General features: G+C 68.6%; 2 protein-coding genes. One reads left to right on the top strand and one right to left on the bottom strand.

Annotated features, from left to right (window positions below; genetic code table 11):
- The coding region (locus AC3XYG_RS18710) for an ABC transporter ATP-binding protein (RefSeq protein WP_489141368.1) at window positions 1-1,152 on the top strand (1,152 nt) is incomplete at its 5' end.
- Window positions 1,153-1,396: 244 nt separating this feature from the next.
- On the opposite strand, the gene AC3XYG_RS18705 is transcribed toward AC3XYG_RS18710, so the two are convergent.
- Window positions 1,397-1,762: amino acid ABC transporter permease (locus AC3XYG_RS18705; protein WP_489141367.1), on the bottom strand; the 366-nt coding region annotated here is incomplete at its 5' end.

Raw genomic sequence — 1,762 nt, 5'->3', positions numbered from 1 at the left:
GGCAACTTCAACCACCGGATCGAGGAGAATGTCGGCGGCATCCGCGTGGTCCAGGCCTTCGCCAACGAGGACCATGAGCGCCGGCTGTTCGCCGAGGACAACCAGGGCTATCGCCGCACCAAGCTCGACGCCTACCGCATCATGGCGGCCAGCACCTCGCTCAGCTATCTCAGCATGCGGCTGACCCAGATGGTGGTGATGATCGCCGGCGCCTATCTCGTGCTGACCGGGCAGCTCAGCGAAGGCGGCTTCGTCGGCTTCCTGCTGCTGGTCGGGGTGTTCTTCCGGCCGATCGACAAGATCAACTCGGTGATCGAGACCTATCCGAAGGGCATCGCCGGCTTCCGCCGCTACACCGAGCTCCTGGACACCGAACCCGACATCGTCGACCGGCCTGGCGCCGCCGTGGTGTCAGGCCTGAAGGGCGAGATCCGGTATGAGGGCGTCGGCTTCGGCTACAGCGCGGACAAGCCGGTGCTGCACGGCATCGACCTCGCCATCCATGCCGGCGAGACCGTGGCCTTCGTCGGGCCTTCCGGCGCCGGCAAGACCACCATCTGCTCGCTGCTGCCGCGCTTCTACGAGGTGCAGGGCGGCCGCATCACCATCGACGGCATCGACATCCGCGACATGACCCTGGCCTCGCTGCGCGGCCAGATCGGCATCGTGCAGCAGGACGTGTTCCTGTTCGCCGGCACGATCCGCGAGAACATCGCCTATGGCCGGCTGGGCGCCAGCGACGCCGAGATTGCCGAGGCGGCGCGCCGGGCCCGGCTGGATGGCATGATCGCCGGCCTGCCCGATGGCCTGGCCACGGTGATCGGCGAACGCGGCGTCAAGCTGTCGGGCGGGCAGAAGCAGCGGCTGGCGATCGCCCGCATGTTCCTGAAGAACCCGCCGATCCTGATCCTGGACGAGGCGACCTCGGCCCTGGACACGGAGACGGAAAAGGCGATCCAGCAATCGTTGGCCGAGCTGGCGCAGGGCCGCACCACCCTGGTCATCGCCCACCGCCTGGCCACCATCCAGCATGCCGACCGCATCGTCGTGGTGGACGAGACCGGCGTGGCCGAACAGGGCCGCCACCAGGACCTGGTCGCCGCCGGCGGCCTCTACCGACGCCTGCACGACGCGCAATACGCGATGCGGTAGAGCGCGATCGTTTCAGGTGGAATCGGACCGCCGCTTCAATCTGAGAATGATAGAGGATGCCAAGCGTCTTCGCGTTGCCTCTCCCGCCTGGCGGGAGAGGTCGGGCTCGCGCAGCGAGACCGGGTGAGGGCTGGCCCTGGCCTCGACGAAGAACCCACACCCGGAGACGCTTCGCGTCTCCGACCTCTCCCGCAAGCGGGAGAGGCAACGCATAGCGTGAGCTGACTCAAAATCGTCCGGTGCGTCACCGGCCCGGCTTGGCTAGGCGCCGCTCCAGGGCCGTGGCGGCCAGGGCGATCGGGTAGCACAGGGCGAAGTAGAACAGCGCCACGAAGCCATAGGTGCGGGCGGAATCGAAGGTGGCGTTGACGATGATGCTGCCGGCCTTGGTCAGCTCGACGAAGCCGATCACCGAGGCCAGCGCCGTGCCCTTCACCACCTGCACCAGGAAGCCGACGGTCGGCGCCACGGCGACGCGCAGCGCCTGCGGCAGGATCACGAGCCGCAGCTGCTGCGGCCAGCTCAGCGCCAGGGCCCGCGCCGCCTCCCACTGGCCGCGCGGCACGCTGTCGATGGCACCGCGCCAGATCTCGGCCAGGAAGGCGGCGGC

It is taken from the genome of Inquilinus sp. (assembly GCF_057815775.1).
The sequence above is the reverse complement of the archived record's forward strand: the minus strand, read 5'-3'. Positions and strand labels throughout refer to the sequence as shown.